At 72.7% G+C, this 22,897-nt stretch carries 26 protein-coding genes; 6 read left to right on the forward strand and 20 right to left on the reverse strand.

Features of this window, described 5'->3' with window-relative positions; genetic code table 11:
- Positions 1 to 106: 106 nt before the first annotated feature.
- From AC07AL_RS29720 to AC07AL_RS29750, 7 genes are all read right to left on the reverse strand, one after another.
- Positions 107 to 676 carry a GNAT family N-acetyltransferase gene (locus AC07AL_RS29720; RefSeq protein WP_478318843.1) on the reverse strand — a complete coding sequence of 190 codons (570 nt, stop codon included), beginning with the start codon at positions 674 to 676 and terminating at the stop codon, positions 107 to 109.
- Entirely contained in the window at positions 666 to 1,400 is a 735-nt protein-coding gene (locus tag AC07AL_RS29725; RefSeq protein ID WP_478318845.1) for a lasso peptide biosynthesis B2 protein, read from the reverse strand. Before AC07AL_RS29725 ends, AC07AL_RS29720 begins: the two co-directional genes overlap by 11 nt.
- On the reverse strand, positions 1,393 to 3,204 hold the full coding sequence (locus tag AC07AL_RS29730) for an albusnodin/ikarugamycin family macrolactam cyclase (protein ID WP_478318846.1): 1,812 nt from the start codon (positions 3,202 to 3,204) through the stop codon (positions 1,393 to 1,395). Before AC07AL_RS29730 ends, AC07AL_RS29725 begins: the two co-directional genes overlap by 8 nt.
- A 77-nt stretch (positions 3,205 to 3,281) precedes the next feature.
- On the reverse strand, positions 3,282 to 3,425 hold the full coding sequence (locus tag AC07AL_RS29735; protein ID WP_400332802.1) for an albusnodin family lasso peptide: 144 nt from the start codon (positions 3,423 to 3,425) through the stop codon (positions 3,282 to 3,284).
- 97 nt (positions 3,426 to 3,522) lie between these two features.
- Entirely contained in the window at positions 3,523 to 3,687 is a 165-nt protein-coding gene (locus AC07AL_RS29740; RefSeq protein WP_363582711.1) for a hypothetical protein, read from the reverse strand.
- Between the two features lie 27 nt (positions 3,688 to 3,714).
- Positions 3,715 to 3,960, reverse strand: coding sequence for a hypothetical protein (locus AC07AL_RS29745; protein WP_478318847.1), 246 nt, complete (start codon positions 3,958 to 3,960; stop codon positions 3,715 to 3,717).
- Positions 3,957 to 4,130, reverse strand: a complete 174-nt coding sequence (locus tag AC07AL_RS29750; RefSeq protein ID WP_363582707.1) for a hypothetical protein — start codon at positions 4,128 to 4,130, stop codon at positions 3,957 to 3,959. Before AC07AL_RS29750 ends, AC07AL_RS29745 begins: the two co-directional genes overlap by 4 nt.
- A 349-nt stretch (positions 4,131 to 4,479) precedes the next feature.
- Between AC07AL_RS29750 and AC07AL_RS29755 the strand changes: the two genes are divergently transcribed.
- Positions 4,480 to 4,722 (forward strand): hypothetical protein, encoded by a 243-nt coding sequence (locus AC07AL_RS29755; protein ID WP_363582705.1) that lies wholly within the window; start codon positions 4,480 to 4,482, stop codon positions 4,720 to 4,722.
- Positions 4,723 to 4,857: 135 nt separating this feature from the next.
- Complete coding sequence (locus AC07AL_RS29760; protein ID WP_363582703.1) at positions 4,858 to 6,045, forward strand: helix-turn-helix domain-containing protein; 1,188 nt, start codon at positions 4,858 to 4,860, stop codon at positions 6,043 to 6,045.
- A gap of 23 nt (positions 6,046 to 6,068) precedes the next feature.
- On the opposite strand, the gene AC07AL_RS29765 is transcribed toward AC07AL_RS29760, so the two are convergent.
- A complete protein-coding gene (locus AC07AL_RS29765) occupies positions 6,069 to 6,230 on the reverse strand; it encodes a hypothetical protein (RefSeq protein WP_363582701.1) in 162 nt (53 codons plus the stop codon).
- A gap of 415 nt (positions 6,231 to 6,645) precedes the next feature.
- On the opposite strand from AC07AL_RS29765, the gene AC07AL_RS29770 reads away from it, so the two are divergent.
- Positions 6,646 to 6,930, forward strand: coding sequence for a hypothetical protein (locus AC07AL_RS29770; RefSeq protein WP_363582699.1), 285 nt, complete (start codon positions 6,646 to 6,648; stop codon positions 6,928 to 6,930).
- A 588-nt stretch (positions 6,931 to 7,518) separates the two neighbouring features.
- On the opposite strand, the gene AC07AL_RS29775 is transcribed toward AC07AL_RS29770, so the two are convergent.
- Together AC07AL_RS29775 and AC07AL_RS29780 are read right to left on the reverse strand one after the other, a co-directional pair.
- Positions 7,519 to 7,656 carry a hypothetical protein gene (locus AC07AL_RS29775; RefSeq protein ID WP_363582697.1) on the reverse strand — a complete coding sequence of 46 codons (138 nt, stop codon included), beginning with the start codon at positions 7,654 to 7,656 and terminating at the stop codon, positions 7,519 to 7,521.
- Positions 7,657 to 7,776: 120 nt separating this feature from the next.
- Positions 7,777 to 8,310 (reverse strand): hypothetical protein, encoded by a 534-nt coding sequence (locus AC07AL_RS29780; RefSeq protein WP_400332819.1) that lies wholly within the window; start codon positions 8,308 to 8,310, stop codon positions 7,777 to 7,779.
- A 272-nt stretch (positions 8,311 to 8,582) separates the two neighbouring features.
- Between AC07AL_RS29780 and AC07AL_RS29785 the strand changes: the two genes are divergently transcribed.
- Positions 8,583 to 9,758, forward strand: a complete 1,176-nt coding sequence (locus AC07AL_RS29785; protein WP_363631313.1) for a S1 family peptidase — start codon at positions 8,583 to 8,585, stop codon at positions 9,756 to 9,758.
- An 86-nt stretch (positions 9,759 to 9,844) separates the two neighbouring features.
- On the opposite strand, the gene AC07AL_RS29790 is transcribed toward AC07AL_RS29785, so the two are convergent.
- The 4 genes from AC07AL_RS29790 to AC07AL_RS29805 form a co-directional block, all read right to left on the reverse strand.
- Positions 9,845 to 11,053 (reverse strand): ROK family transcriptional regulator, encoded by a 1,209-nt coding sequence (locus AC07AL_RS29790; protein ID WP_400805726.1) that lies wholly within the window; start codon positions 11,051 to 11,053, stop codon positions 9,845 to 9,847.
- A 263-nt stretch (positions 11,054 to 11,316) separates the two neighbouring features.
- Positions 11,317 to 12,168, reverse strand: a complete 852-nt coding sequence (locus tag AC07AL_RS29795; protein WP_478318849.1) for an SDR family NAD(P)-dependent oxidoreductase — start codon at positions 12,166 to 12,168, stop codon at positions 11,317 to 11,319.
- A gap of 124 nt (positions 12,169 to 12,292) precedes the next feature.
- Complete coding sequence (locus tag AC07AL_RS29800; protein WP_478318850.1) at positions 12,293 to 13,591, reverse strand: trans-sulfuration enzyme family protein; 1,299 nt, start codon at positions 13,589 to 13,591, stop codon at positions 12,293 to 12,295.
- A gap of 100 nt (positions 13,592 to 13,691) precedes the next feature.
- Complete coding sequence (locus AC07AL_RS29805) at positions 13,692 to 14,069, reverse strand: hypothetical protein (protein ID WP_063350731.1); 378 nt, start codon at positions 14,067 to 14,069, stop codon at positions 13,692 to 13,694.
- A 219-nt stretch (positions 14,070 to 14,288) separates the two neighbouring features.
- Between AC07AL_RS29805 and AC07AL_RS29810 the strand changes: the two genes are divergently transcribed.
- Positions 14,289 to 16,028 carry an LCP family protein gene (locus tag AC07AL_RS29810; RefSeq protein ID WP_478318851.1) on the forward strand — a complete coding sequence of 580 codons (1,740 nt, stop codon included), beginning with the start codon at positions 14,289 to 14,291 and terminating at the stop codon, positions 16,026 to 16,028.
- Between the two features lie 116 nt (positions 16,029 to 16,144).
- On the opposite strand, the gene AC07AL_RS29815 is transcribed toward AC07AL_RS29810, so the two are convergent.
- The 4 genes from AC07AL_RS29815 to AC07AL_RS29830 form a co-directional block, all read right to left on the reverse strand.
- Positions 16,145 to 16,804 (reverse strand): double zinc ribbon domain-containing protein, encoded by a 660-nt coding sequence (locus tag AC07AL_RS29815; RefSeq protein WP_478318852.1) that lies wholly within the window; start codon positions 16,802 to 16,804, stop codon positions 16,145 to 16,147.
- Between the two features lie 258 nt (positions 16,805 to 17,062).
- Positions 17,063 to 17,311, reverse strand: a complete 249-nt coding sequence (locus AC07AL_RS29820; protein ID WP_363631316.1) for a hypothetical protein — start codon at positions 17,309 to 17,311, stop codon at positions 17,063 to 17,065.
- 138 nt (positions 17,312 to 17,449) lie between these two features.
- On the reverse strand, positions 17,450 to 18,454 hold the full coding sequence (gene lepB / locus AC07AL_RS29825) for a signal peptidase I (protein WP_400984929.1): 1,005 nt from the start codon (positions 18,452 to 18,454) through the stop codon (positions 17,450 to 17,452).
- A gap of 68 nt (positions 18,455 to 18,522) precedes the next feature.
- Positions 18,523 to 19,119, reverse strand: a complete 597-nt coding sequence (locus AC07AL_RS29830) for a helix-turn-helix domain-containing protein (RefSeq protein WP_063350727.1) — start codon at positions 19,117 to 19,119, stop codon at positions 18,523 to 18,525.
- 95 nt (positions 19,120 to 19,214) lie between these two features.
- Between AC07AL_RS29830 and AC07AL_RS29835 the strand changes: the two genes are divergently transcribed.
- Positions 19,215 to 19,571 (forward strand): hypothetical protein, encoded by a 357-nt coding sequence (locus AC07AL_RS29835; protein ID WP_363631319.1) that lies wholly within the window; start codon positions 19,215 to 19,217, stop codon positions 19,569 to 19,571.
- A gap of 127 nt (positions 19,572 to 19,698) precedes the next feature.
- On the opposite strand, the gene AC07AL_RS29840 is transcribed toward AC07AL_RS29835, so the two are convergent.
- Positions 19,699 to 21,210, reverse strand: coding sequence for a hypothetical protein (locus tag AC07AL_RS29840; RefSeq protein ID WP_400805736.1), 1,512 nt, complete (start codon positions 21,208 to 21,210; stop codon positions 19,699 to 19,701).
- Positions 21,211 to 21,695: 485 nt separating this feature from the next.
- Positions 21,696 to 22,517 carry an SDR family NAD(P)-dependent oxidoreductase gene (locus tag AC07AL_RS29845; protein ID WP_363582675.1) on the reverse strand — a complete coding sequence of 274 codons (822 nt, stop codon included), beginning with the start codon at positions 22,515 to 22,517 and terminating at the stop codon, positions 21,696 to 21,698.
- Positions 22,518 to 22,897 lie beyond the last annotated feature (380 nt).

Genomic DNA, 22,897 nt, shown 5'->3' on the forward strand with positions numbered 1-22,897 from the left:
TGGAGAGTCCTCCGCCCTGCGGCAGCGGGGGCAGCCGCAGGGCGGGGGTGGGCCCGCCGCTGGGGGTTGAGGGCGGCGGGGGTGCGAGATGGTCAGGACTCGCCGGTCAGTCCGCCGATGCCAAGACGCTGGGGCCCGAGAACTCCGAGGCCAACGCGTCCATGATCAGCTCGTCGCACACCGCGCCGCGCCAGTACCCGGCCTGGCGCATCGCGCCGACGTGCTTGAAGCCGGCCTTCTCGTAGACCTGGACGGCAGCCTTGTTGGGCGCGAGCACCTTGAGCCAGACGGACCGAAGGTTGGCGACGTGGAACCCGAAGTCCAGCGTCAGCCGGGTGGCTCGGGTGGCGTGGCCCTTGCCGCGCGCCTCGGGCGCGATGACGAGGATGAATTCGGCGGTGCGGGCGTAGGTATCGGGCTGGAGCGTGGTCATGCCGCTGGGCACCGGGGTCTCGGCGTCCGTGAGGTCGTAGACCGTGAACCTGATGTTCCTGCCGGCGAGCTGCTGCTGAAGTCCCTGGGTCCGGCTTTGCAGCGACTCAGGAACCGGGCGGCCGAACCCGATCAGGGAACTCGGGTTCTCCTCCCAGCGCCAGTACTGCTCTGCCAGGTCAGATCGAAGGGGGCCGAGCCCGCAGGTGCCATCGGAAAGCCAGATCATCTGTTCAACGGACATAGTGTGCTCCGGGGACGCTAAGAATCGCTGTGAACAACCCAACTGACGTGGACTCGGCGACCGGCGTGCCGTCAACGGTCTCGATCCAGGCGTGCAACCGTATCGGGTCAGGCGCGACGCCATGACGCCAAACCGCGGCCTTACCCGTGAGCTGGAGCAGCAGCATCGCGGCCGCCGACTCCTCCAGGCAGTTGGTTCGTCCGGGCGAGTACCAGCCCGCGCTACGCACGGCGTGGACGGCCTGTTCGGCTTCGCTGGCGGTCGCCGGCCTTCTCCGCCCCGTCGTGCTGGCGGAGTGAACCAGCTTGAGAACACGGCCCATCGCCTCATGCTCCGGGCCTGCGGCCTTCACAGCGTGGACCACCGAGAGGGCGGTAGCCGCCGCCAGTGTCCGGGTACGCGGGACGGGCACGGGAGGAGTCAGCCCGGCCCGGAACTCGTCGCCGCCCCAGCTTGCCTTCGGCACCTCCACCTCGCGCACGCTCCGCCACGGCCGAGGCCGGTCAGTCACGACCAGCAAGCCCGCCGCCAGCAGCGACTTCAACAGCGGCTCCGGGAGGAGCCGGATGTTGTCGAACTCCACCGCGTGACGGAGAGCCGCGCCGGCCGACGCGGGGAGCGTGCTGACCTGGCCGTTGTAGTAGTTCACCAGAACAACGGCGTGCCCAAAGTCCAGACCACGGACATGGCGGGGCATGCTCACGAACGAAGGCGAGTCAGTCACGGTCTCCCACTTCCTCAATCCATTGCGGCTCCGACTCGCGGTCAAGCGCCAGAAGCCACGCCTCGACGGCGAGCGTCCGGTCCAGAATGCCCATCGGCACGGGCATGCCCATCGCGGCCTGCTTCAGCACGCGGCGAAGGGCCCTGGGCTCGACCAGACCGAGGGCGGAGAGGAACCCGTCCGCCAGGCCGAGCAGGGCATCCAGGTTCTCCCGCCGGCCGGTGTAGAAGTCGGCGTTGAACGAGCCCTTGGTACTGCGGGCGGCGAGCGGGGCCGGCAGCAGATCACTCATCGCCCGCACCAGTTGCGGCTTGTAGGCGTACACGGATGGGCGGGCTTCGAGCGGGACACGCAGCAGGGAGTTGACCACGCTGGCGTCCAGGAACGGGTTGCGAAGTCGGATACCGATTTCCTCCGCCAGCGCGGCATCCGCCTGTGCCGTCCGGGCTATCTCACGAATCTCGTCAACAACCGTGCGGACCCCGGCATCGAGTCCCACAAGCGGGTCAGGGGCGGCGGCCACCCGCTCAATCTCACCTCGCAGTTGCGGCAGGATCTCGGCACCAGCCCAGGCAGGGAGCTGCACGGGCGCGAACCAGTGAACGGTGCCGACCGCCGAGGACGAGCCTTGAACGATCCGTTCGGCAAGTACGGACAGTGCGTCGGCTCTGGAGAGTCGGGCCGACGCGACTGCCTGCCGGAGGATGTTCGAAAACGGAAGATGCCGGAGCCGGGCCCAGCCCGCGGCCTGGTGGAAGGCGGCCTGGAACTGCCGGTGTCGAACCAGATCCGCGATATGGACCGGCGGCTGCGAGCAGACGCTGTCCCCGCCGTCACCGGTCAGATGAAGCGTGGTGTCGAATCGCTCGGCCATCCACTCCAACTGCCGAAGCAGCCCAGCCCAGGCCATTGTGGACGGGGCCGGTTCATCAGCGGCGGGCACGTCGGTGATCCCGGTGTAGGGCAGATGCTCGCGTTGTGTGGGCAGTAGGTGATGTTCGATCCTGCCGGGCATCGAGTTCGCCACGAGCCGAGCGAATCGAAGGTCTGCTCCCGACTCGTCCCCTTCAGGGTGGACCGTGACGGCGTTGACGCACACGTTGTCGGGTGTTCGGCGAGCTGCCAGGAGGGTGATGGACGATGAGTCGAGTCCGCCCGACAGGTCAGTGCTGAACGGGCCGTCGCCCAGTCCTAGGCCCACCGCCTTCTCAAGCTCGACCCGGAAGCGCCTGGTCGGCTCGGGTCCGATGTCCGACTGCGGCAGCCATAGGTTCGTGATCTGAGGTGCTGTGCCCGGAGCGAGCCGGATACGCGCGCCCGGCGGCAACTGCTCGACCCCGGAGAAGTACGACCGGCCCGCAACGAGAGCGGGGAGCAGCGGCGCGAACACCGCTGTCACGAGCCGCCGCGTATCGACAGGGGCCCTGTTGAGCCCCGCGAGGAGTCGCGCCGACGACGACCAGGCCCACCCCGAACCGAAGCGGGTGACATAGACCGGCTGCGCGGCAGCAGGGTCGGTGAAGATCACAGTTTCGTGTTCGGCCTCGCTCACCACGGCGTAAGCCCCCGGCCAGCGCCACGCCAGATCGGTCGGCAGAGGCCCAGCGCCCAACGCCTTCAGATCCGCCGGCCGCGCACCGCTCAGCCCGAGGACGAACAGCCGACGGGCCGGTCCACCCTCCGTGACGTGGAGCTGAGTCAGCGTCATGCCGGTCATCCATACGCTCGACTGCGGATGCAGCCGTGTCGCTCCTGACGGGCGTGGCGTGCCCGTTGCGGAGCCGCTGAAGCCCCCGAAAGCCATGGTGGCCCTCCCCTTGGCAGATCAATGGCAGAAAGCGGAGCGGTGCGGCCCCGAAGGGCCGCACCGCAGAAGGCGGATCAGCCGGCGTACTGGTACACGTACCGCTTGCCCTCGCCGCCGTCGGAGGTGCCGCCCATGGTGAGGGCCGCCGCGTCGCCGATCACGGTGACAGCCACGTCGTCGTCCTCGTCGGCCGTGACGATGGGCTCGTTCACGCTCATCTCTCTGTTCCTTCCTGCCAGGTGGTGCAACGTTCCACCGGGGATTCCCGGTGGAGCCCAGCCCAGAGGACTTCCCCATCCAACTGGGCTGGGAGCTTTAGGGGTCGGCGGCTTCGAGGCCGCCGACCGAGGCGCAGATCCGCGTACACCGTCTTGCCGCGAGCAGCGAAACCGTGTAGGCGACGGCGACCGTCACGGGGGTCGGGTCCCCACGGGCGGACTTCCTGGCCGTGTCCCGGTAGTCGTCCTGGCCGTCGTCCACGGGGGTCTCCTCGTCTCGACACGGGACCTACGCCGGGCGCTTGTCGAGCGCGGCCCGCAGCGCGGCACGGCGGTGGGGCGTCCGGGCGCGGATGATGCAGTCGTTGCAGATCGGGTGGCAGGTGCTCTGGGGGTCACCGGGGGCCTGGAGCGAGGTGCCCGCGCAGACCAGCGTCTCCCGGGAGCAGACCCAGCACGTCCCCTCGCGGTAGCCGTCGGGCCGGTCCACGACGCGCCCCTCGCCCGGAGGCCAGGAGGGCGGCAGCGTGTTCAATCCGCGGCCTCCAAGTCCACCAGCAGGACCATTTCCGGGTAGGGATCGCTGGAGCTGTCCCGGTTCACCCAGGCGTGGTTAGCGAGCCTGCTCGGGGTCTCCGCGACGGTGCCCGTCCATCCGTCCTTGCGGTGCCGGACCGGGTCGCCCTGGATCACACCGACTTTCACAGTTGCACCTCTCCATCGGGAACTCATGCAGTGCCCCTGCGGGCAACGCAGTTGACACAGGAGCACGACGACCGCACGGCGGCGATTTGAAGGAAAGCACCCACGGACGGGGCCCGGTCGGCCGCGTTCGCCGCCCTGTAGTCGTCCAGCGGGTTCCAGCCGGCGGGGGCCTGCTGCAACTCGGACTTCGAGGGCCCGGTTACGACCTCTCGGTACTCACGCTTGGGGGTGCGTCGCGCCATCGGCCGGTCCTCCTTCACCGCGGGCGGCTGTGTATGGGGGCGGCCCTCGGAACTCCTGCGACACCTGGGCTTGTGCGCTCCGGTGTCTCGATCGCTACTCTGCGTTCATGTCCGCCGAGCCGTTCATCACCAACGACGACGATCACGATGCATGCTGGATCTGCCCCAGCCTTCGGCTCCCCGATGAGGCGTTCGATGTGCTCGAACACCCCAGCGCGGAGTACCCGTTCAACCCGGCCGACAGCTTCCGGTACAGCCGGGAGGGAATCCCGGCCTGTGTGCACGGAGACCGCATCGGGCTGCCCCCCGGCCGGTACGCGAGTGCCGGCCAGGAGCCGCCCGAGGGCTAGAAGGTGATGACTTGCTTACTGACTGCAATCATTCAACGGCGGATGACCAAGATCAGTTAACACAAAACTTGCACAACAACCCTTGCGGAACCTGATGTGCCATCATCTAGCTGTCGAGTTGGGATGATTGATTGCATGGGGAACACAGCACCGTCAGCTGGCGAGAACATCGCGGTACTCCGGAAAGCGCGCGGCCTGAGTCAGGCCAAACTCGCCCGGGAAGCCGGCATCACGCTCTCTTACCTTTCCAAGATTGAAACTGGGCTCAGGCCTGCGACCCCTGCGGTGGTGGCTGCCGTCGCTCGGGTTCTCCACGTCACCACCGCCCGCGTTTACGGGAATCCCTTCGTCGGCCCGACCGAGCAGACGGACCTACTCAACGAGCTTCGGAACACTGTTCGTCGCCACACCCTTCCGCGAGAGAGTCCGCTCTCCCCAGCCGAGACCACTGTGGCCGTTCAGACCGCCGCTGACCTGAGGGCCAGTACGCAGTACCTGGAATTGCTGCGGATGCTGCCCGCGCTCCTCGGCCAAACGACCGCCTCCGCTCTCGACTCCCGAGGCGAGGCGACGGCATGGGGCTACGTCGCGGATGTGTACAGCTGCGCGTACACGGTTGCACACCGACTCGCACAACCCGATCTTGCCGACATGATCGTGTCTCGCCAGATGTGGGCCGCGCAGCAGACCTGGAACCCGTCTGCCGAGGCAGCAGCAGCGTGGAATGAGGCGGGTACATACCAGTCTGCTGGCCAGTATGAGGACGGGTTGGCCATCATCGAGAGGGCTATCAGCCGCTACGAGGCCGTACCCGCGAGTGGCCCCTTTCGGACCATCCACCTCGGCTCTCTCCATCTGCGCGGCGTCGTGCTGGCGTCGAGAGCCAAGGATGCCAACGCCACCCGTGACCATCTGCGGCACGCATGGACCCTGGCCGAGACGCTTCCGGACGGCAGGGACCTGGTTCAGCACCATCTGACGTTCGGCCGGGGAAACACCGCACTGTACGAGCTGGCGTCCCACGTCGAACTCGACGCCCCCGACCGCGCTGTCCAGATGTCCGGTTCACTGATCGCATCCCCACCAGCCGGGCTGAAGCCAAACCGCCTAGGCCGGTTGTACATCGACGTTGCGCGCGCCCGGTTGGCCGTGCGCGACTACGCCGGTGCCGAGGAAGCTCTCAACGCCGCCCATGCCGTCGCTCCGCAGATGGCACAGATACACCCGATGGGTCGCGAGGTGCTACGGGTGCTGATCGTCATGCACCAACGCTCTAAGCCCGGTCTGCTCGCTATGGCGAAGCGGGCAGGGTTGGCGCCTTAAGGTTTGCATGGCGAGGGCCGCGCTCAGGAGGGGGCGGGCCCTGGGTCCACTCGGTACTTCTCCTCTTCCTCCGGCGGCGGGAGCGGGACGGTGATGGACAGCTCGATGGCCGCGACCCGGCGGGTGAGGTAGCCGCGTCGGCCGGCGGCTGCCCCGACCCAGGCTCCGGCGGTGTCCTTGGGCATCCAGACGCCTCCGTGCTTTTCCACGGTGCCGATCTGTTCGCCGAGGCCCCGTACGACCCGGTAGTGGCCTCTGCGGCCCTCGTAGTCGAGTTCGAAGCACCGCGGATTCCATCGGCCCTCGGCCAGGACGTTGTCGGGGTGAATGCTCAGGGATGGTGCCTTCCGTTCGGGTGGGTGGGGGTGGGGCCTGGTGCCATCGGCCGGCGGGGCTGTCGACGGCCGACTGGGTGGGTGGGGCGGGGGTGGGCTCTGGTGTCCGCTCGCCGATTTCGACGCCGTCGGCGAGCAGTTGCCGGACGGCGGCCTCGGCCTGGTGCTCGTAGCGGTGGCGGGAGATGAAGTAGCCGTCCTCCCGGATCTCGTACATCTCCGCCGCGAAGTCAGTGGTGTTGAGGGTGGCGTCCAGGCGGCGGTCATGGCCGGCACCGGTGACGCTCCAGCGGCCGGCACCCACCGCGGACCACGTGAGGCCGATGTCCGCACCGGTGCGGGCCCGCTCCGCGCGCTCGCGCTCGGCCTGCTCGTCGGCGCTGCGATGGCGGGCGGCCTCCAGCTCGGCCTGGTGCTGCTGCTCGGCCTCCTCACGACGCCGCAGGAACTCGGCCCGGCTCTGGGCGGCCTGGCGTTCCAGCTCCGCGAGGCGCTGGCGGGCGGCTTCCCGGCGGCGGGCGGCTTCGTGGCCGCCGGGCAGCGGGGGTAGGGCCTGGGGCTCCGCGCGGGCTGGCCAGGGCTCGGCGAGGTCGGTGCGGTGGTGCCGCCAGATGGTGAGCATGGCGCGGCCGTCCGCTGTGGCGACGACGTCGCCGTTCTCCTCCTGCTGGAGAAACCCGGCGGCGATGACCAGCTCGACCACCTTCCGCCGTACCCGGCGGCCCTTGGCGTCGAGCCGGGCCCCGGCGGGGACGAGGCGGTAGCCGGTGCCGTCCCACCACACGCCGCCTTCGCTGGGGTGCAGGGTGGCCGCCGCGACGAGGCTGTACACCCTGCTGGTCCACCCGGACTGCTCGCGGGCCCCGGGTGCGCTCGGCGGCGACGACCCGGCTGAAGTCGGCTTCGTGGTCGTCGGCATGGAGGCGGGCGGCGTGGCGGGCGTCGTCACGGTGGCCGTGGTCGTCGCCGACCTGGGCGGGGCGCCCGGCGTACCGGTCACCGCACTGAAGGCACCAGACCACCCACCACTGCACCCGGTCGGCTCCGGCGGGCCCGACGCCGACCGGGCAGGGGTTACGCAGACCCCACCCCAGGGCGCTGCCGCCTCCGGGTATCCAGGGGGCGCGGGTGGGGGTGGTCACTGGGGTACTTCTTCGCCCAGCCCGCTCCCGCGCTCGAACAGCAGGCCGCCGACGCCCTCGGGCCGGATCCGCTGGACGGGCCGACCCTGGCCGTGGCCCGCGAGTACGGCCGACTGCTCCAGGCGTACGAGCACCTGTTCTGGGACACTCTCGGACAGCTCGACTAGGGTCCGGGGTCTCCCGGGTCACGCCGACGGGCCGACCGGGCGCGGGGGGGGCCGAGGCGTTCATCCCCCGCACCCGATCGGCCTCGCTCAGGCCTGCCAGTGCGGCTTGCCGCTGACCATCCGGCAGTAGATCATTCCCCCGTTGGCGTCATGGGTGCTCTTGCCGAGATCGGCGTTGCGGCAGAACTGCCCGGCCGCGTAGCAGTTCCCCGCGTTCGAGCGGAGCTCGCACTCCGCACCGCCGGCCGCCGCGGTGTGCTGCGGCTCCGGTGCGGTCGGCGGCTGGGCCGTGGTGGTCTTCGGCTGCGGCGCCTTCGGGGTGGGCGACGGCGCGTGGGTGCTGGGGGCCGCCGCTGCGGGGGCGGTCGGCGTGCTCGGCGCGGGGTCCGACGCCGGCGGCGGCGTGCCGGCCGGGGACGCGGCGGGCGGCGCCGCAGGCGGTGCGGCCGGCGGGGTCGACTGGGTGGTGGCCGCCGCCGGGGCGGTCACCGGGGGCGAGGCCTTGGCTCCGCCGTCGGCGGCCGACGGGTCGCAACCGGTCAGCGCCAGACCGACGGTGAGGACGAGTCCGGCGAAGCCGGCCAGGCCGGCGCACCGACGCCCGCGTATGCGTGAAGGCATGGGTGGAGAACGCTCCGTTCCGTTTGGATGAGGTGTGCGATTCAAGCAGAGCTCGCACACGATCCGCGCACGGATCTCCCACTCGTTGGCAGATCGAGATCTGCCGGCTACCGAGCGTCGCCGCCCTCCGGTCCGCCGTCACGCTGCGCCGAACCGCCGACCGCCCCAACAGGGGTATAGCGCCGGAGCGCAGGGGAATTCGGCATGTTCCTGACATGGCCAGCGGATCGCTACCGTTCCGGCAACCCCCACGCCGAACGAGGAGATCCCCCATGCTCCGCATCCGTGTGCTCGCGGTCGCCACCGCGCTCGCGGGCGTCGCCCTGACCGCCGCCCCCGCCGTCAGCGCGCCCGCTGACGACCCGTCCACAGTCGCCGCCCTCGCTTCCCCCGCGGCCCGGACCGCCCCGGCCCCGTCCGCGCTGCTCCCCGCGCTCCAGCGCGACCTCGGACTCTCCCCGCAAGCCGCCGCCGACCGGCTGGCCGGGGAGAGCCGGGCCGCCCGGGTTCGGACCGCGCTCGCCGCCGCCCTGGGCTCCCGCTGGGCCGGGGCCTGGGTCGAGGGGCCGGACGCCGCCCTGGTGGTCGCCACCACGGACGCCTCCGTCGCCCGGACGATCACCGCGCACGGCGGCCGGGCCACCGTCGTCCGCAACGCCCTGGCCGCCCTCGACCGGGCGAAGGCCGCGCTCGACCGGGCGGCCCGGGCCGCCACACCCACCGCCACGCCGTTCTGGTCCGTGGACGTCCGCACCAACGCCGTCGTGGTCCGGTCCTCCGACGCCGCCCGGACCGAGGACTTCCTGCGCCGCTCCGGGGTGGACCGCGCGCTGGTCCGGGTCGAGCGGGCCACCGCCACGCCCCGGCCGCTGGCCGACCTGCACGGCGGCGACGCGTACTACATCGACAACGCCGCCCGGTGTTCGATCGGATTCCCCGTCACCCAGAACGGCCGGCCCGGCTTCGTCAGCGCCGGACACTGCGGGCAGCCCGGTTCCAACGCGACGGCCTCCGACGGCAGTTCGATCGGCACCTTCCAGGGCTCGACCTTCCCCGGCAACGACTACTCCTGGGTGCAGGCCGGCCCGGGCTGGACGGCGCAGCCGCAGGTGAACGACTACGCGGGCGGCGCGGTGACGGTCGCCGGCTCGACCGAGCAGCCCGTCGGGTCCTCGGTCTGCCGCTCCGGCTCCACGACGGGCTGGCACTGCGGCACCGTCGAGGAGGTCAACGCCACCGTCACCTACCAGGAGGGCAGCGTCTACGGCGTCACCCGCACCAGCGTGTGCGCCGAACCCGGCGACTCGGGCGGGTCGTTCATCTCCGGCAACCAGGCGCAGGGCGTCACCTCCGGCGGCTCCGGCGACTGCACCTCGGGCGGCGAGACCTACTTCCAGCCCGTCAACCCGATCCTGAGCGCCTACGGCCTCACCCTGGCCACCGGCTGAGCGGCTGACCGGCTGAGCAGCCGCGCACCCGGGCGAGCCATCGGCCGAACCGCCCACCGAGCCACGGGCCACCGTGAGGACAGGACCTAAGGCAGCCCCGCCGTCCGGCGCTCGAACACCTCGGGGCGCGCGGTCTCCAGGGCGGTGGCGACCGCGCCGAGGAGGACCGCCTCCTCCCCCAGCAGGCTCGGCGCGAGCGTCGGACGCATCGGGGCGATCCGGTGCAGGGCCTGCTCCAGCGGTTCCAGGAGCAGGTCCGCGCTGTTGCCTATGCCGCCGCCGAGGACCACCAGGTCCGGGTCCAGTACGGCGGACAACACGGCGACGGCGTAGGCGAGTTGGCTGGCCTCATGGCCGACGGCCCGGACCGCCGCCGGGTCGCCGGCCCGGGCCCGCTCGAAGACCTGCTTGGCCGTGGGCGCGCCGCCCAGCCCGAGGTCCTGGGCGGTGCGCACCACGGCGTCCGCGGCGGCCTCCTGCTCGATGGTCGCCGGAGGCTCACCGGGGCGGGCGGGCAGCGGCACCAGACCGATCTCGCCCAGCGCGCCGTGTGCGCCGAGCAGCAGTTCGCCGTCCTTGACCACGCCGACGCCCAGGCCGGTGCCGACCAGCAGGTAGGCGAACATCCGGCTGCCCCGGCCGGCGCCGAGGGTGTACTCGCCGAGCGCGGCCAGGTTGGCGTCGTTGGCGACGGTGACGGCCACGCCCAGGCCCTCCCCGATCCGGTCGAACAGACCGGGCCGGCCCCAGCCGGGCAGGCTGGTGGCGTAGCGCACGCCGCGCCGCTGCTCGTCCCACACGCCCGGGGTGCCGATCACCGCGTGCACGATGTCGTCGGCGGCCAGGCCCGCCTCGTCGATGGCCTCGTGGGCGGCGGCGACCACGGCGTCGGCGACGGCGTTCGCCGAGCGGCCCCGGTTGGCCACGTCGCGGCGGGCGACGACCGTCCCGGCGAGGTCCGCGACGGCGACCCGCAGCCTGGCCCGCCCGATGTCCACGCCGAGCACGTGCCCGGCGGCCGGGTCGACCTCGTACAGCACCGCGGTGCGGCCGCGCTCGGGGGCCAGCCGACCGGCCTCGCGGACCAGCCCGGCCTGCTCCAGGGCGGCCAGGGCGGCGGACACGGTGGGCTTGGACAGGCCGGTGTCCCGGGCGAGTTGGGCGCGCGAGGAGCCGCCGCCGGTGCGCAGCAGTTCGAGCAGCAGCCATTCGTTGTTGCTGCGCAGCCGCTGCCGGTTCCACGGCACTGCCGGGGCCCCGGCCGCCGGGCGGTGGGTCGGCAGGTGGCTGCTCATCGGTTCCTCCGGTCTGGGCGGGAAGGCTGGCGGGCGGGCTGCGCCGGGTGGTGCCGGCACGGCCCGCGGCGTCCGGTGTCGGGTGCCGCCGCCCAAGTATGACCGGTGATCATTCCGTTCCCACCCCGGCTGCCGGCCCCGCGCCGCCCCGAGCCGCCCCCAGCGCGATCCTCGGGCCCGTCAGGACCACCAGGCCCGTCGGACCTGTCGGACCTGTCGGACCTGTCGGGCCCGTCGGGCGTGTCAGACCCGGGCCGGACTCGTCAGACCACCCAGCCGCCCGTCATCCGCCGCACCGCCGAGCCGTCCAGGTCGGCCAGCTTGGTGCCGGCGAAGGCCTGGGCCGCCTCGGAGGTCTGCACCCGCAGCGGCGGCCGCTCGGCGGTAAGGGCCGCGACGATCGGGGCGGCCGCCTGCTCCGGGGTCTGGGCCTGGGCGAAGGCCTTCTGCGTGCGGTCGACATAGGCCCGCAGGGCGGGGGCGTACGGGCCGGCCGCGGCGGTCAGCGCGGGCAGGTCGATGGCCTGGTTGCCGATGAACTCGCTGGCGACGGCGCCCGGTTCGACGACGGTGACGTGCACGCCGACGGTGGCGGCGACCGGCGCCAGCGACTCCATGAAGCCCTCGACGGCGAACTTGGCGGCGCAGTACGCCTCGTTGAAGGGCTGCCCGACCACACCACCGACGCTGGTCACGGTGACGACCCGGCCGCCGGAGGCCCGCAGGTGCGGCAGTGCGGCCCGGGTGACCTCGACCACACCGAAGAAGTTCACCTCCATGGCGGCCCGCACCGGCGCCGTCCCGTCCTGCTCGATCGTGCCGACGTGGCCGGCGCCCGCGTTGTTGACCACCGCGTCGAGCCGGCCGTGCCGGGCGAGGACGGCCTCCAGGCAGGCGGTAACGGAGGCCGGATCGGTGACGTCCAGCTGCTCGACGTCGATCCGCCCGTCGACGCCCGCCTCGGCGGCGGTGCGCCGCAGGGCCTCGGCCCGTCCGGTGTCGCGCATGGTGGCGACGACGCCGTACCCGGCGCGGGCGGCGGCCACGGCGGCGGCGAGGCCGATCCCGGAGGAGGTGCCGGTGATGAGGACGATCGGGGCGGCGTCGGTGTCCATGGAAATCTCTCCTCGGATCTCCCCGGCTTCTCCGGGGAAAAGTGTGTGCGTGCGCACGCACCATACATTTAGGTGCACGCGCACGCAACCGGTCGACAGCCCGGCGGCGCCGGTCGGGCGGCCGTCACACCTTCGCCAGCGCACCCTCCACGTCCGCCCACAGGTCCTCGGGGTGCTCGATGCCCACCGACACCCGCACCGTCCCCGGGCCGATCCCGGCGGCGGCCAACTCGGCGTCGTCGAGCTGGCGGTGGGAGGTGCTGGCCGGGTGGAGCACGAGGGTGTGCACGCCGCCGAGGGAGGGGGCGAGGGCGGCCAGGCGGACGGACTCGGTGAAGGTGCGGGCCGCCTCGCGGCCGCCGACGAGGTCGAAGGCCAGGACGCCGCCGTGGCCGTCGGGCAGGAGCCGGCGGGCGAGGTCGTGGTCGGGGTGCCCGGGCAGGCCCGGGTAGTGGACGGCCCCGACCGCGGGGTGGGCGGCGAGGCGACCGGCCAGGTCGAGGGCGCTCTCACAGTGCCGGCGGACCCGCAGGGCGAGGGTCTGGAGGCCGCGCAGGGTCAGCCAGGCGGCGAACGGGTCGACGGCGGCGCCGAGTTCGATGGCGTAGCGCCAGACCTTGCGGTGCAGTTCGGCGTCCGCGAGGACGGCGACGCCGGCCAGGACGTCCGAGTGGCCGCCGAGGTACTTGGTGGCCGAGTGGATGACGACGTCCGCGCCGTACTCGATCGGCCGACAGAGCAGCGGCGTCGCGAAGGTGTTGTCCACGACGCTGACCACCCCGGCCCGCTTGGCGACGCCGATCAGCCCGGGCAGGTCGGTGACCCTGGTGGTGGGGTTGGAGATGGTCTCCAGGTGCAGCAGCCGGGTGGTGGGCCGCAGGGCCGCCTCGACCTCGGCCGGGTCGTCGCCCCCGACGTGGGTGACCTCCACCCCCCAGCGCTCGGCGAGGTCGGCGAGCACGGCGAAGGTACCGCCGTACAGGCTTCGCTGGGCGATCACGTGGTCGCCGGAGCGCAGCAGGGCGAGCAGGACGGTGTTGATCGCGCCCATGCCGGAGGCGGTGGCGATCGCACCGGCGCCGCCTTCGAGGTCGGCCACCGCCGTCTCCAGCGAGCGGACGGTCGGGTTGCCGTAGCGGTTGTAGAAGAAGGCCCCGCCCGGGCCGCTGAAGGCCTGGGTGAGCGCGTCGCTGGTGTCGAAGGCGAAGAGGTGGCTCTGGTGCAGTGGCACGCCCATCGGGCGGCTGCCGGTGATGTCCGCGAGAGGCGGGTGGACGATCCGGCTCTCGGGGCGCAGCGCGCCGGGGGTCCGGTGTCCGTCGGGGGTCCGGTGTCCGTCGGGGGTCCGGTGTCCGTCGGGGGTCTGCTGTCCGCCAGAAGCCTGCTGTCCGTCGGGGGCCCGGTGGCCGAGGTAGTCGCTCATGCCGCCCATCGTCGGGCCGGTCGCACGCCGCGCCCAGGGCCAATCGCGCCCGGGTGGCCCGCCCCGGTGCCGCTGCGGCGCCGGGGCGGGCCACCGCGGCTCACTTGCGGCGGCCGAAGATCCGCTTCGCGGCGTAGACGATGCCGACGATCAGCAGCACGAAGAACAGGATGATCAGGATGACCACGACGATCAGGAACTTGCCGAGCTTGGCGAAGAAGCCCGACTTCTTCTTCTCGTCCTTGGCCGCGAGGTGGGCGGCCGGCGCGGTCTGACCGCTCCGGGTGCTGACGGAGACGGCCGGGCCCGCCGCCGGGGCGGCCGGGCCGGAGCCGGTGACGGAAACGGTGGTGGCGGCGGCCGCGACGGGCCGGGGTGCGGCCGTCGCCGTCGCGCTCGACGCCGCGGCGGTGAGGCCGACGGCGGCCAGCAGTGCCACCAGGGCGCCGGCTATCGAACGTGCGATCCGGTGAGTCATCGTGCTCCTCGTACGGGTTCTGAGCAGCGCGGAGGAGCCTGGCCGACCGGATCCGCTGGTCTGACCAGGTGGTTTTCTCATCTGCGCCTAGTATGCTCCACTGAGTTTCTACAGCGGTGTAAAAGTTTAGCGACGGGCCTGCCCGGATCGGCTCCGGCCCCGGTCACGCACGCCCGCCGGTTCGACGGGGGTTTCGTGGCAACTGTGGAGGATGACGACGTGTCTGGTCGCAGGGGTTCCCCCGGAGCCGGAAAATCGCCGCGCCGGGCAGCCGGCAGCTCGCCGGAGGGCCGCATACCCGACGGCCGCACACCCGAGGACCGCACCGCGGAGGGCCGCCCGGCGGACGGCGGCCAGGCCGACCGGACCGGTCAGGCACGCAGGGCCGGTCAGGCGGGCCGCACGAGCCGGGCGAAGCCGAAGGCCAAGCGCAGCACCAAGGAGAAGGTGCTCTGGGTGACGGCCGGCTGCACCGCCCTCCTCGTCCTCGGCGGCTGCGCCGTCTACTACCGCCTGAACAGCAACCTCACCACCTTCGACGGCGATGCCCTCAGCAAGGACCGGCCGGCCGCCGCGGCCCCGGACGCCCAGGGCCGCTCCCCGGTCAACGTCCTGCTGATCGGCTCGGACAGCCGCGGCAACGGCAACAGCGACCTGGGCGGCGGCGGGGACGGCGGCGCCCGCTCGGACACCGCGATCCTGCTGCACGTCTACGCCGACCACAAGCACGCCGTCGGCATCTCCATCCCCCGCGACTCCCTGGTCACCATCCCGCCGTGCAAGCTCCCGAACGGCAAGTGGACCAAGGAGCAGACCAATGTGATGTTCAACAGCGCCTTCTCGGTGGGCGACAGCGACCAGGGCAACCCGGCCTGCACCCAGAACGCCGTCGAGAAGCTCACCAACCTGCGGGTCGACCACACCATCGTGGTGGACTTCAACGGCTTCGCCTCGATGACGAAGGCGGTCGGCGGCGTCGAGGTCTGCCTGCCGAACGACATCCACGAGGGCGATCTGAACCCGAACCTGGGCAAGAAGGGCAAGCTGGTCTTCCCCAAGGGCAAGCAGAAGGTGGAGGGCCAGTCCGCGCTCGACTTCGTCCGAGTGCGGCACGGCATCGGCGACGGCTCCGACATCGGCCGCACCAAGCGTCAGCAGGCCTTCCTCTCCTCGCTCATCAAGGAGGTCAAGTCCCGCGGCATGGACCCGACCACCCTCCTGCCGCTCGCCGACGCCGCGACCAAGTCGCTCACCGTCGACCCCGACCTCGGCTCGGCGGCCAAGCTGCTCTCCTTCGCCATGTCGCTCAAGGACGTCAACCTGCACGACGTCAAGTTCGTGACGGCGCCGTGGCGTTACGAGGGCCCGCGGGTCGCCCTCGTCCACCCCGACGCGGACCAGCTCTGGGCCGCGCTCAAGGCCGACCGCACCCTGGACGGCCAGGACGCCAGCGCCACCGCCGCGGACTCCGCCGCGCCGGGTACCCCCGCCGCCGAGGCCACCCCCAGCCCCACCGCCACCACCCCCGTGCCGGACGCCAAGGGCGGCGAGGCCAAGCCCGCCGACGTGAAGGTCGCCGTGCTCAACGGCACCGGCGCGACCGGGCTCGGCGGCAAGGCCGCGGAGGCTGTCAAGGGCGCCGGCTACACCGTGACCAGCGTCGGCAACGCGACCGGCAAGCCGCGCTCCACCACGGTCGTCGAGTACGGCGCGGGCGAGCGCGCCGCGGCCGACGCGGTCGCGAAGCTGTTCCCGGGTGCCACCGTCCAGGCCGGCGGCAAGGGTGTCAGCGTGGTGCTCGGCCACGACTTCGCCGCCGCCAATCCGGCCGGTGCCGCCGACCCGGCCGCCTCCGCGTCGGCCGGCGCCCCGGCCGCTCCGGCCCCGGTGCCCAGCAGCGTCGCCAACGCCGCCCGGTCGGCCGACGACGACCCGTGCGCCAACGTGTCGTACGGCTGACCCGGACGGGACGCACGACAACGGCGGGGCGCCTGCGGATCCCGATCCGGAGGCGCCCCGCCGTCGCGAGGTGCGCGGGGCGTGCTGGGCCTGTGAGGTCTACGAGGCCTGCGGGGTCAGCGCCTGATGCCGCAGGACGGGCAGAACGCGGCGCCCTCCGGGATGTCCTGGTGGCACTGGCCGCACTGGGTCGGCTGGGCGAGCCGGTGGCCGCAGCCCGGGCAGAACGGCGTGCCGTGCGTCTCCGCCGAGCACTGCGGGCAGACGAGCTGGCGCGGCGTCCGCACGTCGAACTCGGCGCCGGACTGCTGGCCCTGCTGGTAGGAGCGGTCGGACACCATGTCGTTGAGGCCGCGCCGCTGCGCCGCCATCGCCTCGGCCGCCGTGTCCGGGGCGCAGTTGTGGCACAGGCCCTGGCCCGGGTCGAAGCAGCGGCCGCAGACGTAGTGGGTGCAGCGGGCGCAGCGGTTGAAGTGCACCTGGGCGTTGGTGATCGCGCGCTGGAAGGCGGCGTCGCGCGCGTTGCCCCAGGTGTGGCCGGCCAGGCCGTCGGCAGCGTTGCTGATGGTGTTGGCGTTGCCGCCGATGAGGTTCCAGGCGGCGCTGACGCCCTTGCCGATCCAGCCCGCCACCTGACCGGTGGTGAACGCCTCGAACGACGAGCGCCAGGTGTCGGAGCAGCGGTAGCAGGAGAACTCGAACTGGAAGCCCGCGCCGGTGCCGTGCTGCTCGCACAGGTCGCGGTAGTTGCTGCTGAAGTAGATCTCGGAACTCACGTCGTCCCCGGTCGATGAAGTGGCATGTCGGCGGTCCCCGGGCCCCCCAAGGTGCCGACACGGATGGGGCGGGTCACGGGGGCGCTGCACAGAATCGCACATGCCGTCATATTTTGTGAATCTCTTATGGACAACGCCTCGTGATCGCCGCACCGAGGGACGTCCGGGCCCACCGGTCCGGTTCCGATCATGCCGGTACCGATCAGGCCGGTTCCGGTCCGATCGGAACCGGTCTCGTCGAAACCGGCCGACGTCTCTTCAGAGCCCGGCGACCGGCAGCAGCAGGACCCGCGCCGGATCGAACCGCTCCCAGCCCGCCGGCCGCCCGCTGCGACTCACCCGCAACCGGCACCACCGCTGCCCGGCGGAGTCCTGCCACCAGCCGCTGATCCGCCCGGACGCCCAGGCGCCGTCGCCGAGGTCCACCTCGACCGGCTGGTACACCCACTGGACGTCCGGGTCCGCCGGTTCCCCGACGGCCACAGGACTGCGCCGACTCTCCACCACGGTTCCGCCTCCCGACCCGGCCCCGGCGCGCGGCCTCCCCGGTCGGGCGGCCACGCGACCAGGCGTGCAGCTCACCCCGGAAACTCTACAGGCGTGTAGAGAAGGACGGGAGGAGTTCCGCCGAAGCCCTCACCCGGCTCAGTGGCGGCTCCGGCGCGCGCTACGGCGGCGGCGCCACAGGGCGAACGGCACGACGGCGGCCAGCCCGAGCGCGTCCGGCGCCGACGGCGCCTGCACCGGCGCGGCCGCGCCCGCCGGCACCTTGCCGAAGGTGTCCGGGACGGGCAGGGTGGACCAGTCCGTGAGCGGCCACGCGACGACGAACGCCCGGCCGATCACGTTCCCCACCGGCACGAAGCCGTCACCGGTCTCGTTGTGGTGCGGGCGGGAGTCCCGCGAGTTGTTGCGGTGGTCGCCCATCACCCAGAGCTTGCCCTTGGGGACGGTGACGATGCCCACCGGGTCCTGGTCGCAGGGCGCCGAGCCGGGGAACAGGTACGGCTCGTCCAGCGCGACGCCGTTCACCTTCAGCGGGCTTCCCGCCTTGCACTCGACGGTGTCCCCGCCGACCGCGATCACCCGCTTGATCAGGTCCTTCTCGTCCGCCGAAGGCATCAGGCCGACGGTGCTCAGCACCTTCTGGACCGAGCTCATGACCGAGCCGTCCGCGTGCGTCGGCACGCTCTCCAGCCAGCCGCCCGGATCACGGAAGACCACCACCTCGCCACGCTCGGGCTCGGCACCGAACCACGGCGTCAACTTGTCGACCAGCACCCGGTCGCCGATCGCCAGGGTCTGCTCCATCGAACCGGAGGGGATCGAGAAGGCCTGGACGAAGAAGGTCTTGATGCCGAGCGAGAGCAGCAGGGCGATCACCAGCAGAATCGGGAGCTCCTGCCAGAACGGGCGCTTCTTCCGCCCGCTCTTGGCGTCCGGCTCCGCACCGCCGGTCCCGTCGGCCCCACCGGTCGGACCGCTGCCGCCGCTGCCGTCGCCGCCGCCGGAACCACCGCCGGCCCGGCCGGATCCGCCGCCGGAGGCCCCGAAGGCCCCCGCCGCGCCCGGGACTTCGGGCGCACCCACCGCACCGCGCTCCCCGGTTCCACCGCTCTCGCCGGACTCCGTGCTCTGCTGGACGCTCATCTTCTCGGCCCCTCCCGACGGCCTGGCGGGAGACCGGAACGGAAAACCCCCGCTGTCAGGGAACGAACCTACCGAACGGAGGTTCCCGGGCGCGCCCTGACATGGATCCGCTCACCCTGAGGACCGAACAGACTGAGGAACTCCACCGGCTGCGGCCCGGCGTTGCCGAAGGCGTGCGGGGTCCGGGTGTCGAACTCGGCGGCCTCACCAGCCGTCAGCACCAGGTCGTGCGAACCGAGCACCAGCCGCAGCCGGCCGGACAGGACGTACAGCCACTCGTGGCCCTCGTGCACCTTCAGCTCCAACTCGGGCTCGGTGCCCCGGCCGGGCGGCATGATCTGCTTGAAGGCGTGCAGACCGCCGAGGTGGCGGGTGAGCGGGATGATGGTCTGGCCGTTCCTGGTCACCGGGCGGGGATGGACCCGGGGGTCACCGGTGGCCGGGGCGCCGACCAGTTCGTCCAGCGGCACCCGGTACTCCCGGGCCAGCGGCAGCAGCAGTTCCAGGGTCGGCTTGCGCTGCCCGGACTCCAGCCGGGACAGCGTGCTGAGCGAGATCCCGGTGGCGGCGGCCAGTTTGGCGAGGGTGGTGCCGCGCTCGCGTCGCAGGGCGCGCAGCCGGGGGCCCACCGTGGTGAGGACGTTCTCGAAGTCTTCGTCGGCCATGCCTGCCATTCGCCGGGACGGCAAGGGTGTTTGTCAAACCGGCACACCGGTGCACGGGCGCGCGGGCCCGTCGGCGCGCCCTATGCTGTCCGGCCATGCGCATCCACCTCACCCGGGACAGCGTCGCGGCCGGCGACGACGCCGACGCCCCGCACGCCGCGGCGCTCGCCCTACCCGACGGCCTCGACCTGCCGGAGGCGCTCGCCGCCCTCGGACTCCCCCGGCCGTACCTGCCCCTGATCGGCGGCGGCCGCGCCAGCTGGATCCTGCGCTCCGGCGACGGCACCCCGCTCGCCGTACTCGCCCAGCAGTGGCCGCGCGCCCGGCCGCTCCCGGGCGTCCGGGGCCCGCTCGCCCGTCTGGCCGGGCCGGAGGGCGACGTCCGGCTGCACGCCGAGTACCGGCGCCAGCTGGACCCGGACGCCGAGTACGACCGGCTCGCCGCCGGCTGAGACCGGGGCACCGGAGCCCGCCGGGGCTCCGCCGACGCCCGCCCGGGGCATGACCGGCTGCCCCGCGGCGGGGCCCGGTGGCGGTGTGCGTCGCTACCGGGCCCCGCCGCGGAGTCGGTGCCGGCGGCTACCGGTACTCGCGCAGGCGCGGCCGGACGCCCAGCGCGGTGAGGGCGAGCGCCGCCGCCAGCGCCCCCGCGGCCAGGGCCGCCGTGCTGGCGTCGAGGTCGCCGTCGGTCGCGGCGACCGCCGAGTCCATCGCCATGGCGTTGACCGCGATGGTGTCCCCGATGGCCGTGCTCAGCTGGTCGAAGTCGTAGTTGGACTGCCCCTGGGAGAGACCGGTGTTGAGCGTCACCGCCTCCTTGAGCCGGCCCTCGTCGCGCAGCGCGCGGATCTTCCGGTCGTCCTGCTGGTACTGCTGGAAGGCGGCCAGCACCCGCTCTGCGGCGTCCTGCTCGCCGGGGAAGGTGATGTTGTGCAGTTCGGTGCCGAGGTAGCCGCCGAAGGGGACGGCCGCGTGGTCGGCGCGGTGCCGGGCGGCGGCGGCCGCCAGTTGGGCGTTGTAGTCGGCGAGGGTGGCGCCGTCCAGGCGGGCGATCGCCTGGGTCTTGTCGAGGAAGCTCTGCTCGTAGGCGGCCGCGCGGGACGGGTCGGTGAGGTAGCGGCTCTCGTCGGCGTTCAGGTCGAAGGCGACGGCACGGGCGCGGCTGAGCGCGATCACCGAGTCGTAGGCGTTGCTCTTGGCGGTCACCAGGTGGTCGTCGGCGCGGCTGACCAGGTGCAGGCCGATCGCCAGCACGACGCCGGTGAGCAGCGTGACTGCGGCCAGCGCCGGGTTGACGACGCGGTGGTAGCGCACCGCCAGGACGCGCTGGAGCCCGAGCAGCGCGGCGAGTGCGAGCAGGCCGACCGCGAGCAGCCACCACCAGCCGCTGCCGAGGGCGTCGCGGCGCTCGGTGTAGACCTGCTCGACGGTGGCCTCGTTGGCGGCGGTGACCTGGTCGGCGGCGGGCAGCAGCTGTTGGCGCAGCAGGTCGGTGGCCTGGCGGTAGGCGTCCAGGGCGGCGGGCGAGGGCTGGCCGGCCGAGGCCTTGGCCTGCTCCTCCAGCAGCTGGGCGCGGGCCACCAGGGCCTCGTAGCTGCCGAGCCGGCCGAGCACCTGCTGGACGGCGCTCTGGCCGGCCGGGTCGGCGGCGGCGGCCTGGGCGGCCTGCTGGAGGTCGCCGTCGGCCTGCGCACGGCGCTGCTCGTAGGTGTCGAGGGTCTGCTTGCGCAGCGCCGTGTAGTCGGGGTCGGCGCCGACCAGCAGCAGGTTGGCGGCCTGGGCGTCCATGTCGCTGAGCGCGAAGTAGAGGTCGGCGGCGCGGGTGGCCTGCGGGGCGGCCCGGTGGCCGATGGTGTCGGTGCCGTCGCGGGCCCCGCCGAGGACGGTGGTGGCGGCCGCGCCGAGGCCTATCAGGGCGGCCAGGCTGAGCGTAGTGAGGCCTCGGACCAGGCGCGGAGTGGTCCAGTAGGCGCGGCCGCCGACCGTCCGTGCGCCGTGCCGGAGCCGGGCCAGGGCGCTCGGGGCGGCCGTTGTCCGAATCGCTGTCCGGGCCGATGTCCGGGCCGTTGTTGTGGCCGTTGTCCTGGCCAATGGTCCGGCTGGGGCCGGTTCCCCCGCCGGACCGGTTTCCGTCCCCGGGGCCGCCTCCCCCGTGGTGGCCGTCGTGCCCGCTGCCGAGGTGGTCATGGCCGCACGTTCCTCTCCCCCGCTGCACGGTCCGCCGGGGTTTCCTGCTGAAACCGGAGCAGAACCGTTTCTCTCCGCCGGGCGACGCTAGTGCCGCGCCACCTGCGGGAAGCCGCCCCCTGACGGCTCCTTGACGCCGCCGGGCGCCGTTCTTGACGCATCCTTAGCGACCGTCCCCGGCGCCCGGCGGTGTCCGCCGGTTCGCGGTGGTTCTCGGCGGTGGTGAGTGGTGAGTGGTGAGTGGTGAGTGGTGATGGGTGGTGGCCCGCGGTGGTGGGCGGGTCAGCCCTGCCCGGCCCGGCGGCCGCGGTTCGCCGTGTTCTTCCGCCGGGCCCTCTTCTTGCGGGCGCGCTTGGACATCGCGTGCTCTCCGATTCCGGGGAAGGGCTTCAAGCGGCCTGGCCGACCAACTGGTCTGCCAGCTTGACCAGGCGCTTCAGCGAGCGCTCCTCCTGGGCGGCCTGCGCCACCGGCGCCACCGAACCGCCGTCGTAGTAGGCGCCGTTGGCGACCGCGACGTCCGGCAGGCAGAGCCGGACGACGGCCGCCGCACCCTCCGCCGCCGGCGCGCCGGCCCGCCCGTACAGCGGCAGCAGCGCCGTGTCGCACAGGCCCGGGTTGAGGCTGACGGCGGTGATGCCGGAGCCGGCCGGGGCCATGTCGGCGGTCGCCATGGTGAGCGCGAGCTGCGACTGCGCATACGCGGCCACCCGCGAGTACCTCTTCACCCGGTGCGGGTCCGACCAGTTCATCGAAGCCGTCCGGTGCAGCGAGGACGAGACGTTGACGATCCGGGCGTCGCCGGATGCCGAGAGCGGCGCCCGCAGCAGCCTGGCCAGCAGGTGCGCGGCCAGGAAGTTGACCTGCAGCGAGACCTCGTTGCCGTCGTCGGTCAGCGTGCAGCGCTCGGGCGCCATCGCGGCGGCGTTGTTGACCAGCAGGTCCAGCGCCGGGTAGTGCTTGACGACCGTACCGGCCAGCACCGCGACCTCCGAGAGGCGGGTGAAGTCGGCGGCCAGCTCGACGAGTTGGTCCCGGCGGGCGCCGGCGTCGACCAGCCGGGCGACGGCCGCCTCGGCCTCCGGGGTGGTCCGGGCGTGCACCAGCACGGTGGCGCCCAGCCCGGCGAGCAGCCGGGCGGTCTCCCAGCCGATGCCGGAGGAGGCGCCGGTGACGAGGGCGGTACGAGCGGACAGGGCGGATTCGGACATGACCGTTCCCAGGGTGCGGGGCACCGCCGGCCCTGTCCGGGCCGGGGTGCGGGCTCAAAAGACCTGATGAGATGCGGAACTCGCGCGCCCGCCCGCACCCCGCGCCGATCGGGCGACGGGGCGGGGCGCGGCACGTGCCGTGCCCTCCGGCGGGGAGGCGCGGATCAGCGCACGGCGATGGCGGCCGCGGCGACGCGGACCGGCGGCCGCGGATGCGGCGGGCGGTCGTGGTGGCGTGCCGGGCGGTTCATGCTCCTCATCCAACCGGCGGGCGCGGACCGGGGCAAGCGCCGCGCCGCCGCCCTGACGAATCCCTGACGCCGGGCGAACAGCCGTGCGGCCGACGCCGGTTGCGGCCGCCGGTCAACCCGCACCGGATT

This window comes from Kitasatospora sp. NPDC043949 (assembly GCF_056435365.1).